This window comes from Pseudomonas sp. 382, assembly GCF_002759075.1.
GTDB lineage: Bacteria > Pseudomonadota > Gammaproteobacteria > Pseudomonadales > Pseudomonadaceae > Aquipseudomonas > Aquipseudomonas vlassakiae.
Genome location: NZ_PEMX01000016.1, coordinates 25,874 through 41,569, shown reverse-complemented (window position 1 = coordinate 41,569; position 15,696 = coordinate 25,874). Strand labels below are relative to the sequence as shown.

The window sequence follows — 15,696 nt, the reverse complement described above, 5'->3', positions numbered from 1 at the left end:
TCAATGGCAATGAGATCCAGTTTATTGACAACGGTACATAGAGATTATTTCTCCGAGTATCTTATAGAGCAGCAGCCAAGCGTATTTTCTACTATGGCGATGAAAGCCGCTGATGCTTGCATGGCATTTGTATCTGCTTCTGCGCTCCCTGCTCCCAATTTTCTTTGGACGGATCATCAGCACGTCGAGCTGACACCTTCTGACTACCATTTGCGCTGGCTCGAAGATTTCGAGGAACTCGTTACAATCGAAGAACTTGATATACCACTTCGGGCTTATTGCCACAAAGCGGCAGAGCGGCTCGCGCACTACCGGACGCTCGAGGCGGGTTGGGACGGTGACGATATGCCGGCGCCTCAACAGTTTTCTATTGATGGTGCCTCTGATTTTTTGGTGACTCTCACCAGGCTTTTAGATACATGCCCTGAGATTGATGTATTGTTGGACCACGAGGGCATCGTGAGCCTTGTTTTCGATCGAGATCATTTGTATTGCTCCATTGCTTTCTACGAAGACTCTGAGGTCGTTACATACAATCTCAATCGAATTTCCGGTGAAAGCTTTACATCAGAGTTCCACATGGAAGAGACTCATAAACTCATGAATTTCGTTGAGTACTTCTCGAGCCTTTAAGGAAGAATCATGCCTGAAAGGCTCACTGAAATTTTTGATTTGGCAATAACGCCTAGCTTGGAAAGGCATGCCAAAATAGCTGCATGCCAGTATGCCTCCCCCATACTGGAAGCGGCCGAGGAATTCAGGATTTTTTCTGAGAGTTCTTCTATAGCTAATACAGAAGGGCTGGCAAGGATTCTGGAATCTCCTAACGCTGTCGAACCCGACACTGGGAAATACACGGCGTCTGCGTTTATGGAGGCGACTCGCCGAGGTATCTCTACACAGCGTATAGGAATGACAACTGAGCGTGCTATACATGAATTCGGAGAAACGCGAGTATCAGCACACAATGAGAAATCCCCAGAAAAACCGAGAACATATCTCGGCTATACTGTAGGGATCGTGAGTATGTTTAGAAGCGCCACGGCGCCTGACGGTCGCCGGCTTTTTGGTGTTTTTTCTACCCCAGAGCCTGAACTAGAACACGCTGATATTTTCGTTGTCGTCAAACCAGACAAAGCGTTAAAGATGGCAATACAACGCGTCTTTTACGATGCTTTCAAAATTGAACAAGCCATTATCCCTCAGTCTGTTACAGCGTAAGCGACCTACCGAATCCGGTAGCGCTCTAATCAGCCCCAGCAATCAGGCCTGCAACACCATAATTTAAGGTGTTGCGGGTCTGTTTTCGCTTCTCGGCCTAGGTTTTGACAAGTTTGTAATCCCCGCTTCCTATCACCTTTCACTTTTTATTACTCTAATGATGGTGCGGTTATCCATTGACCACCTTCTCTCATCTGATGAGCGCATTATAGGACGCTTCGCAGAGCTGCCCAGCTATTCGGGCACGGTCATAAGCTTTCGCCAGTTCTCCCGCTCGTTCATCGGCATGCGTGAGCAGGTGGGAGAGCACCATGGCGGCGCGGGTGGCTGGCTTCGGTCGATAGCTGCGGTGTGAGTGTAGGTGTAACTGCCAGCCAGCGGATACTCAGTGAGCGGTGCCGTCGTCTTTGCCGAATGCGCGCATCTGGTACTCGGTGACAGCCTGGAATTGCGCTTCCGCAATCAGCCTCAAGCGCTCTACCTCAGCGTCCGACGCTCCGTGATCCTTTGCTTCGTGATATTTGCGCATCGCCTCGACCGCCTGGGCGTAGGCAAGGTGATCGGGCAGCAGAACCTCATGGGGCCTGGACATTCTTGCCTCGCGGGTCAGTGAATGGCATCCGGCAAGTCGCCGGAAACCAGTAACTGGTAATTCACTACCGCTTCATAAAGTGAATCTGCCAGCACTTGAAGGCGCGCCACCTCATCCATCGGCGCGCCGCTTGCCTCAGCGTCTCGGTGCGCCCTGATCGCTTCGAGGGCCTGCCGCAGCAGCGGCTCGCCAGCGAGGGCCATTCCTTCCAAGGTCCGTTTCACGTTGCGCTCCGATCAGTGAGTCCGACCATTATAAGCCGCTTGGCTGATCCTGCCCGGAGCTCGGCCGAGCGGTAGCCGCCCATGCTGGCGGGTCAGCGACAAGCAACGTTGGCGGCAATCAGTTCGCGCTCGTAGCCGATCCGCTGTCGGCGTTCGGCCAGCAGGGCCCTCACCTTCACCTCCAGGCTGTCGGCCTTGCGCAGGCCGTCAGCCGCCCATGGCGGCAGCGCGACTTCCGGCGTCCGGCAGGGCACCTGCACCGGCACCTCGACACGCACGTACTGCACCTGCCGCTCGACCTTTCCGGCGCACCCCGCAAGCCCCATGGCCAGCACCAGCCCGCTCCTACAGGCGAAGGCACTGATTACGCGGCCTGCAGCCGGAAATTGCCCCTGCCCGCTCCTACAGGTTTTCGATTCCAGCGCCAGCGTCATAACCGAAGGTCCTTGTCGATGATCGAGGTGGCGGCAGCGCACTGGTCACCGCCGGTGCGCTCCTGCTGCAGCCGGTTCGCCGCGGCGTAGTCGAGATCGGCACTGGCCTTGGCTTCGCTCACTGCCTGCTTGGCGGCGGCCTGGCGGGCACTCGCCGCCAAAACTAGGTCGCCCAGGGCCTTGCCCTGCTCTGTGGCCAGGCCGGCGAGGTTGTCGCGTGCTGCCTTACAGGTGGCCACCTGGTCCTTTTCAGCATCGAGCAGAGTGCGGAAGTGCCCGCTGGCGGCCCAGACGCCGACCAGCATCCCCATGAGGATCAGTAGGCCGGCGCCGATACTGCGCAACGCCCACGACTTCATGCCAGCGCCCTCCGCACACCCTCATCTATAATCGCCGGCGTGTAAGGGTTGCCGCCGTTCTCGTGGATGATGATGCTGACCACCATCCCCTTCAGTGTGGCCGGGTGTCGGATGTCGATCGGGTCGGTGGTGCGCACGCCAATGCGCTTTGCCACGGCGGCTGCATAGGCCTGGGTGTCGTTCTCGTTGCTCGGTGCCCAGCGGTTGATGGTCTCCAGCACCGTGTCGATGCCCTTCCCGCCCACACCGGGCATGCCGTCCTTGCCCCGGTAGTTGATTAGCAGTTTGCCCAGGGCACGGATGCCGTTCTCGGGCGTGTCGAAGATGGCGAAACGGCCGTCAGGTTCTTTGCCGATCTGGCCCTGCCAGTCGTTACGAGGGTTGAAATCGATGTTGCCGGGGTTGCGGTTGCGCACGCCCCGGGGCTGGGATTGAGTCATGAGCTTTCTCCAGGCAAAAAAATACCGCCAGGCGGCGGTCGGTGGATTCGGTGTGGATCAGGCCGGCGGCGCGGGCCAGTCGATATCAGTGGGGTAACCTTCCTGCTCGGGCAGGCGGTTCAGCGCAACGCGGTATCGCTTCCATTCCTTCAGCAGGGCTGTCTCGGCAGCGGTTGCCTCGTCAAGGTCCAATGCATCCTGCAGCGGCGCGATTGCAGCATCAGCCTGGGCGCGAAGCCGGGCGACCTCGGCCTGCACCTGAGCCAAATGGACGGCTTCCGTTTGGGCGGCCTTCATCTCGGCGGTGATCACCATACTCCAGTCGATGTTACTCATTGCTGCACCTCCGGCTCTGCCTTGAGTTCGACGTCATAGGCCGGCAGGTCGACGATGCCGTTGGCTGTCACCGTCGCCTGCGAGGGGAAGCGGGTCGCTTCCGGGGCATTGGCGCCGTGGGGCAGTCTGACAGTTAACGATAATTCGCCATCGACGCGCTCGACATCACCCGGGAACCAGTCGGAAAGAATGGCTTCGCGCGGCAACGTGGCGCCCTCCGGCAACGGTGTAAAGTCAAAAGGTGCTCCGTTGATAACGACGACATCGCCATCTACCTCAAGAGTCAGCCGTTCTTCCATACGGACCGGCGAGAAGCTGATGATCATTCGAACCATCTCCCAAAGGCTATGTAATTGAATTGCACGGGGAAAGAGGTCGCATTCCTGTATGCGTAACTGTTCAGGCTCCAACTGGCAGCACTGACAATTGCGTAGGGGCCGTTCTGCAGAGTGGCGCCGACATCAGCCTGCGAGCCCGTCCCGACCGCAGCAAGAGGACAGAACACCACGCGAGGGGTGCTCGAAAAAGGCGAAGCGAATGTCCCGGTAACGCCCACCGCCGTTGACAAAGCCTGAGCCGGCAGCTGCACATAGCCTTCACATATCTGCGTGCCGTCAGAGAACTTCGTATAGCGCCCGTTGGTGTTCGCCCCCTTCTCGTTGTAGTTCAGGACCCACGATTCCCAGGTCGTTCCGTTCCACCACCGCGAAGCGGTAAGACCATTCCTTGCGATCGATTGGAGCGCATATGACGCGCCACCAACAACAGTCAGTACTGCCCGCCCCTGCGCCCAGGTCGGGGGCAGGTTAGTCAACCCGCTGGCTGGGGTGACATAGCTGCCAGGGGCAAGATAGTTGTTGAGGTTGGTCTCTGTGGCAACAAGGTTTCGGCCCAGCCCGAAGTCGCCGACTTTCAACACCCGGCCCACAGTATCGTCAAGCGCTGAGGTGGTCAGCGTGGCTGCGGCGGCTGTGCCGACATCTAGAGTGGACAACCCCGGGCGCCACGCTCCCCACGCACTGACATTGGCGTTGTAGGAGCGCCAAGCAGGTTTACCGGTGATGACATCGCGGGCTTCCTGCAGGATGAATCCGTTCGGGTGAGTGGTTACTTGGACCAACGGGTAGGTTATGCCCGGGGGGATGTTGGCCGCCGAGCCCGACAGCGCCGCGTACCACCCAGGCGCCACGGCATCGTTGAGATTCGTCACTGTCCGATTGACCGGGCCGGTAATGGCCCAATCATCCATGGACTTAAAGTTTGCGTTGATACGGTTGAATGCCGTGCGGGCATCATCGCCATCTTGGCCGCTGGGAGGCGTACCAAGTCTGATTTGATCGAGAGCCATTGGGTCTCCCACTAGTTATATGTAGTCGCTGCGGGCTGCGGACATTAAGAATAAGTGCCAGCTGAAAACCCTATTGCAACGGTTGGCCGGGCTGGAGCTGAAGCTCCGTTCCGAGTTGAATACGCTGCAAACAACACGCTTCTGCCAAACGACGTTCTGAATCCAACCCTCACCGGAGTGACGTTGAAACCATCGACATCTGCCTCTTCCAGAATGTAGAAGCTATCCACTGGCACTGGTATGGAGTAGTAATAGTCGGTATATGCGGGATCGACAGCATTCTGCCGAGAGCTATGAAGCGCCCAAGCGTCTGGATAGCAAATTTTGGACATCACCAACTGCCTGGAATTGCTGTCATATGTGAGAACTCCATTCTCATCAAAAGTTTGCATCCCTGAATTGCCGGCACTGACAGCACCACGAACAAAATTTTGCCATGCAGACGCGCCGAATCCCGAACCAGAACCAAGCGCCAGGGTCTCGCCGTTGAAACACTGGCAATCAGTCAGGCCGGACCTTTGCACGTTCATCTTGGTGATAAAGCATCCAGTCGGAGGGCGCATGAACGTCCATGTCCTGCCAGATGCGTTTAATGAGGTAGGGATGCTATACATGCTGTTAGACCCATTCATCGAAACAGCAACAGAACCCTCACCCAGCATCCTGAACCCGTTATAGTTGGAATCAAACAGCAGTACACCTTGTTCATCGAACGATTGAAACCCAAACGTCATTAACCCCACCTCCACACTGAAACAGTGCTTAGCTGGTATTGGTTCGTGTACAGCTTCACAGTTATGGAGTCGCCCGAAATAGTATATTTCTGACTACCATCATTCCATCTATTCTCCACCACTACGAATGCTTTCCTTAACGCTATTAAGTTGGCTATTCCTGGGACAGTGAACGTGTGATCCTCCCGGCCACCCGCCGTATATTCGTACAATGAGAATGCAAGCCCCGACGTTGTATCCAGCAACAATCTGCCCGACGCGTCGAATGTTTGAAAACCTGTAGGCATATTCTCTACCAAGTACCCATGCGTACACGAACAACGCCGTTAATAACCACCGTAATACCGTTGCGGTTCATCACCGTGTAGGTATTGGCCATTGTCGGGTGATAGGTGGCAATGGTCCCATTGGCGAAGTTCTGGGCCATGATCGGCGTCCCCCAGTTGCTCTGTTCGGACGACTGGACATAGCCACCAACCATCGCGTTCTGTACCGCCAGCTTGGAGATGAACGCCGACGCAATTACCGTCTGCCCGTTCTCGATGGCAAACATGGCCTGAGGCACACCGTTGATGTTCTGCATCACGGCAAAACGATCAGCCAGGAAGTTAACCTGCGACTGCATTCCTCCTGGTGTGTTCTCTACGCCAATGCCCATGCCGGCGGAGTAATACCGCCCGTTCGCATCGATACCTACCTTGATGCTGTACATGGCCTGCAGCTTGCCGTCGGTCGTTGCGATGGCCTGGGCATTCTGCTGCACGCTCAACTTGGTACCGTTCAGCTCAGTGGTGAGCGTGCCGACCTGCTGGGCGCGTGCGCCAGCCTCGTCTACAACAGCTTGGGACACGTTCTGAATTTCGCTCTCAGCCTCGCCGACGCGAGCAGTGAGGGTGTCAGTAGTGTTGGCCAGGGCAGATACGTCATCCGTGAGTGTTTCCACGCTGCGCACAACTCGCGCTAGGTTGGTGTCGACTTGGGCCTTGACCTCGGTCACCTGCTTGGCGATCGCCATGTCGGCCTGGGCAAATGCCGAGTAGATCGAGAACGCGCCGGCATATGCACCCTGCTCCCCTGCGCGCCAGCTGGTTGCGCCAGCCATGCGCGGTGCAACAGCTGCCTCGACACCGAGGATCCGGCTTGCCATTGCGGTCAGCTCGCCATTGATCTCCTCCACGCTGGTTTCGACGCCATCCACTCGTACCGCCAGCGCAGTCACCAGGTCACCCAGCGACGCATAGTCGCCCAAGTATTCCCAGTAGGCTGCCTCGGTCACGGGTGTTCCGGCGGGTACATCCACCTTCGCCCGGTACAGCTTGCCATCATGCTTAGCCAATGTGCCGGCCAAGTATGGCTTGCCCGATGCCCAGTCCTCGGCGCCGGCCAGGTCCGCCATCTGGGCAGACAGCGAGTCGATCTGGCTCTGCAGGGCTTGGTCACCGGCTTTGAACCGGTCATTCACGGAACCCAGGCCGTCGCCACTGATCTTCTCGATTTCCTTGAGCAGATCCTGACCCAGCTGGGTTTCGGTGATCTTCCCGGTGATGTAGTCGAGAATTTCGTCTGCGTCGGCGCTGGATTGGCCGTCTACCCAGACTGACCACGGCCCGACGTTGCCGGTGCGGTCGACCAGCCGGCCGCGGAAGTACCTGAGAACACCAGCAGCCATCCCGCTGTGCAGGTAGCTGGAAGTCGGGTAAGCCTGCCGGCCCAAGTCCTCTGGGTTCTCTCCGCCGAACGTAGACGACATCTGCAGCTCGGTGTAGGCCGTATCTTCCGCTCCTTGAGGGAAGCCCCATTCCAGACGAATGCCAAAGACCTCCGACTTGGTGCGCAGGAAAGCCAGCGCCGGCGGCGGCGTGGTCTTCCCGGCCACGTCAGTGAGCACCGACGTGGTTGGGATGGACGCTACATCCATCGCGTTTATGGCTCGCACCCGGGCCAGGTACTGGCCGGCGTACACGCCGCGCACATCCACGGAAAGTTCACCGGTGCGGGGGACTTTTATCCAGTCGCGTGAACCCCACCGCCATTCCACATCGTAAGCTACCGCGCCCGGAGCGGCGTCCCACCCGATGGTCATGGTGGTGACCGCAATTCCCTGGTCAATGGCCGAGCTGCTGCTGATTATCACGCGCGCCGGCGCATCCTGCACGCCTGGTGGCAGTACGCTGATCGGCCGGTCGTCGATCATGGTGCCGTGATCGATGGCGTCGAACTTGCTCGGCTCGTGCTGGATCAGCTCCAGCTGGAACCTGGTCCATTCCGGCCGGGTCACGTTGCGGACGTAGAACTGCATCAGTTTCAGGTCGTCGTAATCGATCGCCCAGGCACACTCCGGCTGCGGTGGCTCGCTGAAGTCGGCCATCACGGTGATCTGGCGGCCAGAGACCGACCGTACCTGCCGCGTTTCAGTCTTGCCGCTCGGCAGGTTCACCAGCAGGCGGGCACCAGTTGGCACATCAACGTCACGGTCGAGTGTCACTACACGCCCGGTAACAGCGGCTATCCGGCCGCCGTTGGCACGGCCGGCCAGCATCGGGTCGGACAACGCGATTACTGTGCCGGGCTTCGGGATGTACCCATCCAGGCCGACATTGATCGTTGCGCCACGGGTCTGCAGCTGCTCTGTCAGCAACGCCCACTGACCAGCACGCTGCGCCTGGCCACGGCTTGTGCAGCCAACAGCCTCAACAGACACGTCGCGAACCCCATACTCCGCCATTGCGCCTTCGTCGAATACCGGCTCTTTATCGGTCTCGAAGCCCTGGGCCGGGTCGTCGAACGACACCACGGCCAGGCTGTGCCGGTCGCGCCACTTGCTGCCGGTGTACTTGATCGCGCCGTCACCGAGGATCTGCGACACGGTGTAGGTGTAGACCGGGTCCTGTGGCATGTCAGCATTCACGGCGATCTGGTTGCCATCCCAGTAGGCCAGGCCATGGAAGATTGCAGCCAAGTCCTGCAGCACCGCCCAGGCCTCGGCCTGCTTCTGCAGGTAGAGGTTGCAGGTGAAGCGTGGCTCCTGCCCGCCCTTCCCGTCTGGCACCAGTTGGTCGCACCACTGCGCGATGCGGTAGAGCGACCAGCGGTTGATCATGCTCGCGTCGATGCGGTCGCCAAGGCCGTAGTACGGGTGCAGGGCTAGGTCGTAGAACACCCATGCCGGGTTGTTGGTGTAAGCCTCTTTGAACGAGCCGTCCCAGATGCCACCGCTGGTACCGGGGCCGCCGGTGGCGTAGGTGCGGGTTTCCGGGTCGTAGTTCATCGGCACCCGGACGATGCGGCCGCGCATCAGCACGGCAATCTTCGGGAAATCCCCGCCGAACTGCTGGGCGTCGTACTCAACGCAGCCAACTGCCGTCAGCGGGTACTCCTGGTCGCTGTCGACAACCTCGGCGATCGCCTCCACGACCATCGCGTCTTGCACCAAGGAACTGTTGGCCTCGGGCGTGATGCGGCGCGCCCGGATCGTCCAGTTGCTGCCCTCCGGCAGGTCGATGCGATGGGATCGCTCGTACTTGGTGACGTTCTTGCGGTCGACGTAGGACTCCAGCACCTGCTGGTAGGGACCTCCGTCAGTGGCCACGTCAATCGCATAGTCGATGCGCACGCCGTTGATGTTACCGCCACTGTCCTGGGCCTGAAGCACAGGCCACCCGAACCGCACCCGCACCGCATCGATCACCGGGTTGTTGATCGAGTAAACCCAAGGCGCTGTGGTGCGCAGCTCCTGCGCCACTTGGATCTCGTTGCTTGACTCGGTCACACCCTCCAGGCGGTCCTGATGCAGCTCACCAGAGCGAAACTGCCACTTCACTCCCGGGTAGTTCACCGTGCCGTCTTCGGCCATGATCGGTGTCCCATCGAGTTTGACCGACCGAAGCCCGTTCACCGGGCCAACGATCGGCCCCCAGCTCCACAGGTAGACCAGGCGTGCCGTGGAGATCGACGGCACGCTGTTCGAAGCGATGCTGGGCTGCTTCGGCTTCTTGCTGCCGCCCTTGTGCCCGGTGATCTGGCGGCGCTGCGCACGCGGGGCCGGGGTCTTGCACTTCACTTCTGCGCCCATTCTTCCTCCAGAAACAAAAAAACCTGCCGAAGCAGGTCAGGTAATCGAGTCGTGGCTACAGCTTGTCTTGTGGGTACACCCCGCCGGACTCGATAGCCCCGCCGATCTCCCGTTCACCATAGAGCACCGGATAGGGGTTGCCCTGGGCAATGGTGGTGACGGCGCTGCCGAACCCGTAACTAGGGTTGTTGCCGTCTTCGTTACGGTCCAGGCTGCCAGTCTTGGCCGTCGGCGAGAGCATCTGCACGACACCGCCAAGCGCCAGCGCAGCACCACCAGCCATCAGGGCAATACCGACACCGGAGCTCAGGCCGCCAGTGAATACCCCGGCGACCACCAGCACGGCGCCGAGCACCACCTGGAACAGGCCGCCTTGCTTGCTGCCCTGGATGATCGGCGCGATGCGGATCTCTTCGGCATCGCTGCCCTGCAGGTCCAGTTCCTCGGGCGCCAGGTTGCGGCGGCCGGAGAACACGGTGAACACCAGGCCGCGCTCCTCCCCTGTTGCGAGAAACTTCTCGAAGCCTGGCAGCATGATGCACAGCGCCTGCACCGCGTCTCGCGGGCTTTGCACGTCGAGGAGGTATTCGCGCCCGAAGTGCTTGCGCAGCACGCCGTACAGCTTCACGGTGCGCTTCATGGCTGGTAGTCCTTGTGCCTGAGGATCAGTCGGCAGCGGTTGGCCATCGACCAGCCGTAAATGTCGCGGGTAGAGGCCCGGCCGGCCATGTGGTGGTAGATGAACGGGCCGGATCCGCCAAGGGCTGGGGCGTCCTCGCTCACCAGCGCCGGCTCGTCATCGAGATAGATTGCAGCGTGGTTCGGGTGGAAGCACGGACGACCAGGCGATGGCACCATGAAGACCAGCATGTCGCCACGGCGCGGCTCGTTGACCTGGTAGAAGCCAGCACCCTTGAAGTTCTCCTCGTACAGACTCGGCCCCTCGGCCTCCTCCCACCACAAGTCCTTGCGCTCGAAGTTCGGCAGCACCAGCCCGGCCTCTCGGGCATACCAGTCGCGGCAAGCGCCCCAGCAGTCGAGCAGGCCATGCGAGAAATCCCTCCCCAGCAGCGGGGCGACGTAGCCGGTGGGCTTGAACCACTCCATATCCCCGCCCGGCCACGACACGATGCCCCAGGGCACTTCGTGTAACTCGCAACTGACTCTGTCGGCCATACTGGGGCGCGGGCTCGCGTCCGGGTGGCTGTGGATGATCGCCAGCAGGGTGCCGCGGTCTTCGGCCTGGGCCAGGTCTTCGTGGTGAAGCGTGAACTGGTCGCGCGGGGTCCGTGCCAGGTTGCGGCATGGCACGTACTCGCGGCCGGCGTCGGTCTTGATCAGCACGCCACAGGCTTCTGCTGGATGCTCGCGTTCGGCATGCTCGCGGATCGCGGCCTGGAGCTGTTGGTTGATGCGCATGGTTACCTCGAACTTGCGATCAGGCTCGCGCCCATGGAGCCGCCGAAACGACAGGTGTTGCCGCGAAGCTTGCAGCTGCTCCAACGGCCGCCGCAGCGATCGAGCGCAGGGTTGTCCGTGGGCTCGTTCTGCTTGGTGAACATCGCCGCGCCAGCGTACGCACAGGCCTCGCCACGGTACCCGTTGCGCGTGGCCCAGCGGCACAGCTTGGTGATCTGCTGGCTGGGAAGCTGCACGCCACCCAGGTCGAGCGGGCTCGACAATTGGAACGTCACCTGCTCGCGGTCTTCCTCGGTCTTCTGCTCGATGAACCATAGGTTCTCACGTGCCTGGTTCGCCGCATTGGGGTTGCCGTCCGGGAAGTTGGCAGCGTCCAGGAAGTGCCGGAAGGTCTCGATGACCTTCACCCGCGCACCGGCTAGATCCTTGAGCGCCAGGCACATCGCCGTGACCGCGCCGCGCACGCCAGCGATTTCGTTCGCCAGTTGCAGGGTTGGTGTGGCGGGCCGACCGTCGCCGCGAATGTCGAAGCCCTTGGCCTCGATCTGGATTGGCTCGTACAGCTGGCCCTGCCAGATAATGTCGCCTTCCTGGGCGTGGCCGTGGAAGCGCATGAGGTTGCCGCCGAGGCGGGTGGCGTCCACCTCGTACAGCCGGATCTGGTTGCCCGGCTCGAGTTTTTGGATATCGGTCTCGAAAGTCATGGGGGCCTCAGAAAAATGAAACCCAGCACAGGCGGGGTCAGTAGGGGGTGAACACCTGCTTCATGATGAAGCTGATTTTGAATATCCCGGCGCCTTGCGGGTCCAGCTTGTAGCCGTTGACCTTGTACCGGCCTGGATCGCCGCCAGGTGGGGTCCAAAGAAACGATTTGTAGCCTTCGTGGCGGTCGAGGAAATCGCGCATCTGGCGAAGCTCCTGCCCCTCCTCCAGGCTCCCCGTGGCCTGGTGCGACCATTCCTGCGATCTTCCGTTGATGCCAGTGCCGCCTGACTGGACGTAACCATCGCCAAACTCGTTTTCCCAAACCCTGTGCTTGATCTCGCCAGAGGCGCCGACCCTGGTACAGAAGCTGAATGTCTCGGGCATTACCGCCTCCACATCGAGCCGCCCTGGGCGAACTCTTCGTTAACGACCTCACGGATGGTTTGCCTGAACGCCTGCCCCATCATTTCTCCCTGCCGCCGCGCGGCTTCATCGCTCATGCCCGGCTGGGCCTGGACGGTGACCGGTGCGTTGATGGTCACTCCGCCAGCACCGCCGCCGCCCGAGCCAGCATCGTTCGCATTGCGCAGGTACTGGGTCAGGTCGCGGTTCTGGTTGGGAGCGAGAACCCGTTCACCGCCATCGAGCAGCCAGGTGCCTTCTCGCGGGATGTTTTCATAACCTCCATGCGCCATCCCCATAAGGGATGTGGATGCCACCCCGGCCACCATCGGCGCCGTTGCCATTGCGGCAGCAACCGCTGCACCAGGCGCCAGAGCCGGACCAACGACCGGGATTGCGGCAGTGGAGGCATACGCGGCCAGCTGTGCCTGGAATGCCGTCGCCTGCGCGTTGGCCACCATGCCCATTGCTGCAACCGACTGAGTGCTCTTGCCGACCAACAGCTGAACACCTTGATAAATCAACCACTGCGCTGCCATGTCTGCCAGCGCGCCGATCATCGACTTGGCGAAGCCGGTGATCATGTCCATCAGCGCGTCGCCCGCGTCAGCCGAGCCGGTGGCAACGTCGGACATGAACGAGCTGAGCTCGCTTCTGGCGCTTCCCAGAGTCGATGTTGTCGCATCGGCGGCCATGGCCGAGTAGTCGTTCGCGGCGTCGGCGAAGTTCTCCCAGGCGCTGGTGACCCCGTCCATCCAGTTGCTCTGCGCCTCGTCGAGCTGGCTGTAGTAGTCATTCTGCAGCTCCAGACGCTCGGACAGGGCATCGCTGAGCACCTGGGTTTCCTGGTCGTACAGACCCTGGCTGATGTCACCACTGTTGCGCTGCAGGACCAGTTCACGCTGCTGACGGTTGAAGTCTTCCTCGATCGCCAGGCGCTCTTTCAGTCGATCCTTGTACTTGTCGCCGCGGCCGGCGCCAGCAAGCTCCTGATCGAACCCGCTTTTCGCAGTCTGGTAGTCCTCGTTCACGCTGGACCGGAAGGAGGCCAGCTTCTTGGCATCTTCCTCGGCCTGCTTCAGCTTCTTCAGCGCGTCAAGTTCAGCCGCCAGGCCCTCCAGGCGTTTACGCTGCTGGGCATTGACGCCCTCCAGCTTGCCGGTGGAAACCTCGAAGGCCAGCTTCTCGACCTCGGTCGCATTCTTGCGCTTGTCGGTCGAGGTGTTGATCAGCTCGATCTGCCGCTGATACCCCTCCTCCATTTCCTCGAAGCGCCGACTGAGCGCCTTGCTGTCCTTGTCGCCGGCCTTCGACTCCTTCAGCACCTTGTTCGCCTTGTCGATTGCCTCAGCGGCCGCCAGGGCCTTCTTTTCGTCATCTGGCGAGAACTTGACTGCGCCGGCAGCGATCTGGGCTCGCAACTTCTCCACTTCGGTCAGCTTGCCCGCAACCACGGCCTGCTTTTCGAGGTTCTTGAGGTAGGTGCTGCCTTCCTTGTCCGACGCCAAGCGGGAGCTGTTCAGCTCCTTCTGCACCGACTGGATGGCCAGCCTGAGCGCGTCTGCCTTCTCTTTCGAGGCGTCGAGCGATGTTTCAAACGGCACGTCGCTCTTGTCGTCGACCCCCTTCTGGAACCGCTCCTGCAGCTTCTCAGTTTCCTTGAGCTCGGCCTGCAGCCCCCTCAATCGATCCTGCAACTGATCGTAGGACTGGGTACTCAGGTTCTCCGGCAGCATGGACCGGGAAGCCTGGCGGATGCGCATCGAGGCATCCTCGAAAGCGTTCGCAGCCTTTCCGGCACCCTCCTCAGCCTTGTCGCCGAAGTCGATGAAGGACAGCGCCAGCGCGCCAACGGTCAGGATCAAGCCCGGCCATCCGGCAGCCATGCGCAATACAGCTGCGCCAGCCGTCCGCAGCGTCACGAGAGCAGCACCCATTGTGGTGGCGGCCGAGAACCATGCTCCCATTGCTACAGTCGACGCCGTCTGGGCAACAGTAACCTGCGCGGTCGCCACGGCTAGCGCTTCTTTGGCCACCGTTTGCTGGTTGATCGCCGCAGTGACCTGGGCGGATGTTGCCAGAGTTGTGGCTGCCAGCTTTGCCTCTGCCGCTGCAAGCTGATTGGTAATCGCAACCTCAGCCAACCGCAACTCAGCCATTCTGGCCACTGCCTGCTGACGGCCAACATCAGTGATCTGAGCCTGAAGCCTCTGGGTTTCCAGCACTTTCTCAGCAGCCAATGCCGCCTGAACAGACTGCAACCTCGAAACGTCAGAGGCCAGGACCTGGCGATCGGCGTTGACCCTGGCTTTAGCGCTGGCAACAGCTCGCGCTGCGGCCTCCACATCAGCGGCAGCCCCGGCACGAACTGCCTCGGCCCTGCGGAGCTCGCCGGCAGCGGCGACCGAGGTAATGTAAGTCTGCTGTTTCGTAGCCTGGAAGTCTGCCCATTTCGCAGCACTGGAATTTACAAACCCTGCGGCCACGCGCCCGAGGGCCACATAGAGCCCGGTTTTCAGCAACTGAGTATAGGTTTGAACGCCATTGGTGTCCCACGCCTTGGATAGTTCAAGAACTGCGCTGACGAAGGTCTTCGTCACGCCAAGCGACTCGTCAAGCGTACCGATGACCTTGATTGCACTGTTCTCCATCACCTGGAAAGCTCCAGAGATGGTTGTCTGCGATCGTGCAAACGAATCATCGATAGCTCTGGTCTGGTTCAGGATCGCGGCGAAAACTTCCTTGGAAGTCAGCTTACCTGCCTCTCCCATCGAGCGAAGCGACTCGCGCGCGACACCAAGACCATCCGCAATCGCCTGGGCCAGCCCAGGGGCCTGCTCGAGGACGGAATTCAACTCTTCCCCACGAAGTACCCCAGAAGCAAATGCCTGGCCCAGTTGGACCAAGGCGCCCTGAGCCGCCTCAGCAGATACACCGCTCGCAGACATTGCCTTGCTGATGTTCTGAGTGACTTGGGCAATTTTTTCTTGGCTTGCGCCAAGCTGCCCAGATGACGCAGCAATACGCTGATAGAGCTCTGCGGTTGCGTCTAGGGACGAGTGCGAGTTCTGCGCGATCGAGAAGACGGCCTGGGACTGCCTGGAGAAATCCTCGAAAGTCTCCGAAACCTGTTTGATTCGGTTCTGGACGCCAACCCACGCCTGCGAGTACTGGACTACCTGCTGGGCGCCGAGATATGCGGCAGCAGCACCGGCAATAGTCTTGAAGGATGCCATGACCGCCGCAGACGCTCGGTCAGCGTGCCTCTCAACTTGAGCCATGCTGCGCTGAGTTGATCTCGCCGCTTGATCCATGCCCTGCTGAAAACCGCCTATCCTGGCGATTAGGTCGAGGGTCAGAGTGCCCAGGGAGCGACTCGCCATGCTTTCCTCCAGGCGAAAAAAAGCCCG

Annotated in this window: 17 protein-coding genes and 1 pseudogene; 2 read left to right on the top strand and 16 right to left on the bottom strand. The window is 60.2% G+C overall.

Annotated elements, in window-relative coordinates; all coding sequences use genetic code 11:
- Positions 1-3 precede the first annotated feature (3 nt).
- Positions 4-633, top strand: a complete 630-nt coding sequence (locus tag CQW31_RS18470) for a hypothetical protein (protein ID WP_143524236.1) — start codon at positions 4-6, stop codon at positions 631-633.
- A 9-nt stretch (positions 634-642) separates the two neighbouring features.
- Complete coding sequence (locus tag CQW31_RS30945) at positions 643-1,221, top strand: hypothetical protein (RefSeq protein ID WP_143524235.1); 579 nt, start codon at positions 643-645, stop codon at positions 1,219-1,221.
- Positions 1,222-1,411: 190 nt separating this feature from the next.
- Here CQW31_RS30945 and CQW31_RS18465 read toward each other — a convergent pair.
- The 16 genes and pseudogenes from CQW31_RS18465 to CQW31_RS18395 all read right to left on the bottom strand — a co-directional run.
- Positions 1,412-1,561, bottom strand: a pseudogene (locus tag CQW31_RS18465) (DUF2514 family protein); the annotation flags it as partial.
- A gap of 45 nt (positions 1,562-1,606) precedes the next feature.
- On the bottom strand, positions 1,607-1,813 hold the full coding sequence (locus tag CQW31_RS18460; protein WP_099815129.1) for a hypothetical protein: 207 nt from the start codon (positions 1,811-1,813) through the stop codon (positions 1,607-1,609).
- Between the two features lie 14 nt (positions 1,814-1,827).
- On the bottom strand, positions 1,828-2,037 hold the full coding sequence (locus CQW31_RS18455) for a hypothetical protein (RefSeq protein ID WP_099815128.1): 210 nt from the start codon (positions 2,035-2,037) through the stop codon (positions 1,828-1,830).
- Between the two features lie 92 nt (positions 2,038-2,129).
- Positions 2,130-2,363 carry a hypothetical protein gene (locus tag CQW31_RS18450; protein WP_099815155.1) on the bottom strand — a complete coding sequence of 78 codons (234 nt, stop codon included), beginning with the start codon at positions 2,361-2,363 and terminating at the stop codon, positions 2,130-2,132.
- Positions 2,364-2,467: 104 nt separating this feature from the next.
- Positions 2,468-2,830: a hypothetical protein gene (locus CQW31_RS18445; protein ID WP_099815127.1), complete on the bottom strand. Its 363-nt coding sequence runs from the start codon at positions 2,828-2,830 to the stop codon at positions 2,468-2,470.
- Positions 2,827-3,270: a structural protein P5 gene (locus CQW31_RS18440; RefSeq protein WP_099815126.1), complete on the bottom strand. Its 444-nt coding sequence runs from the start codon at positions 3,268-3,270 to the stop codon at positions 2,827-2,829. Before CQW31_RS18440 ends, CQW31_RS18445 begins: the two co-directional genes overlap by 4 nt.
- 57 nt (positions 3,271-3,327) lie before the next feature.
- Positions 3,328-3,606: a tail fiber assembly protein gene (locus CQW31_RS18435; RefSeq protein ID WP_099815125.1), complete on the bottom strand. Its 279-nt coding sequence runs from the start codon at positions 3,604-3,606 to the stop codon at positions 3,328-3,330.
- Positions 3,603-3,932 (bottom strand): hypothetical protein, encoded by a 330-nt coding sequence (locus tag CQW31_RS18430; protein WP_099815124.1) that lies wholly within the window; start codon positions 3,930-3,932, stop codon positions 3,603-3,605. Before CQW31_RS18430 ends, CQW31_RS18435 begins: the two co-directional genes overlap by 4 nt.
- Positions 3,929-4,954, bottom strand: coding sequence for a pyocin knob domain-containing protein (locus CQW31_RS31695; RefSeq protein ID WP_256587420.1), 1,026 nt, complete (start codon positions 4,952-4,954; stop codon positions 3,929-3,931). Before CQW31_RS31695 ends, CQW31_RS18430 begins: the two co-directional genes overlap by 4 nt.
- 44 nt (positions 4,955-4,998) lie before the next feature.
- Positions 4,999-5,688, bottom strand: a complete 690-nt coding sequence (locus CQW31_RS30940; protein WP_143524234.1) for a hypothetical protein — start codon at positions 5,686-5,688, stop codon at positions 4,999-5,001.
- Between the two features lie 292 nt (positions 5,689-5,980).
- Positions 5,981-9,760, bottom strand: coding sequence for a phage tail protein (locus CQW31_RS18420; protein ID WP_099815123.1), 3,780 nt, complete (start codon positions 9,758-9,760; stop codon positions 5,981-5,983).
- Positions 9,761-9,815: 55 nt separating this feature from the next.
- Entirely contained in the window at positions 9,816-10,400 is a 585-nt protein-coding gene (locus tag CQW31_RS18415) for a tail assembly protein (protein WP_099815122.1), read from the bottom strand.
- Entirely contained in the window at positions 10,397-11,179 is a 783-nt protein-coding gene (locus tag CQW31_RS18410) for a C40 family peptidase (RefSeq protein ID WP_099815121.1), read from the bottom strand. The genes CQW31_RS18415 and CQW31_RS18410 overlap by 4 nt, the downstream gene beginning before the upstream one ends.
- 2 nt (positions 11,180-11,181) lie before the next feature.
- The gene (locus CQW31_RS18405; RefSeq protein WP_099815120.1) at positions 11,182-11,883 is read right to left on the bottom strand and encodes a phage minor tail protein L; all 702 of its coding nucleotides are present in this window, start codon (positions 11,881-11,883) and stop codon (positions 11,182-11,184) included.
- 37 nt (positions 11,884-11,920) lie between these two features.
- Complete coding sequence (locus tag CQW31_RS18400; RefSeq protein WP_099815119.1) at positions 11,921-12,268, bottom strand: phage tail protein; 348 nt, start codon at positions 12,266-12,268, stop codon at positions 11,921-11,923.
- Positions 12,268-15,669: a phage tail tape measure protein gene (locus tag CQW31_RS18395; RefSeq protein ID WP_099815118.1), complete on the bottom strand. Its 3,402-nt coding sequence runs from the start codon at positions 15,667-15,669 to the stop codon at positions 12,268-12,270. Before CQW31_RS18395 ends, CQW31_RS18400 begins: the two co-directional genes overlap by 1 nt.
- Positions 15,670-15,696: the final 27 nt, after the last annotated feature.